The following is a 763-nucleotide window of genomic DNA, read 5'->3' as shown; positions in this document are numbered from 1 at the left end:
CAACTACCCGCCAGACATCCGCGAGCAGCTATTGGCCAACGCGCACCGCTGGGCCGTGCGTCCTGGTCGGCGCCCAGATCGCAAGCACGTCGCAAAGACGTAATGGAGATAGCATGGCAACCCAATCCGACCTGCGCTTCACCTTCGCCGTCATCGGCGGGGTAGACTTTGAGGTCATCGAGTTCGATCTCGACGAAGCCCTCTCCGAGACCTTCCGCCTCGACGTGCAGCTGACCCACGCCGACCCCGACCTCGACTTCGCCACCATCCTCGACCTGCCGCCCTGCTCACCCTCTGGCGTGGCGACGAACCGGTGCGCCATGTCCATGGGCTGGTCAGCCGCTTCGAGCAAGGCGACACCGGCTTTCGCCGCACACGCTACCGCGCCGTGGTCGAGCCCGGCCTTGGCTGGCTGCTTGTGTTCGAGGCCGCCCTGTTCGGCCACAAGTGGCTCAAAGGGACCAAGGACGAAAAGGAAAAAGCGGAGTTGGCCGCCGCCTTGACAACCTTCGCGGCCGGTCTGGAAGTGTTGGCCTGCGGCACGGAGATCGTGCTGCGCCAATATGCCGCCGCCAGTACGACGGGYGTGGGCGCTACGGTCTTTCTTGGTGGACTCAAGATATGGGGTGGGGCGTTGGCTACGGCAGTTGGCATCTATCTCGCTAGGTACGACTGGTCCGATGCAGACGAAGCCCGAAGGCACGGAAATCGTGGGTTGACTGCGGCTTATCTGGGAAATCGTGGGTTGACTGCGGCTTATCTG

Annotated in this window: 2 protein-coding genes; one reads left to right on the top strand and one right to left on the bottom strand. The window is 63.3% G+C overall.

Going from position 1 to position 763, the window contains the following annotated elements:
- On the bottom strand, positions 1 to 239 hold a 239-nt coding region (locus AC1DK4_RS40770; protein WP_441643666.1), incomplete at its 3' end, for a hypothetical protein.
- 74 nt (positions 240 to 313) lie between these two features.
- On the opposite strand from AC1DK4_RS40770, the gene AC1DK4_RS40765 reads away from it, so the two are divergent.
- A partial coding sequence (locus AC1DK4_RS40765) for a hypothetical protein (protein WP_477132273.1) occupies positions 314 to 763 on the top strand: 450 nt, incomplete at its 3' end.

Source organism: Cupriavidus sp. 05N38 (assembly GCF_056397345.1).
This window is presented reverse-complemented; position numbering and strand designations above follow the sequence as displayed.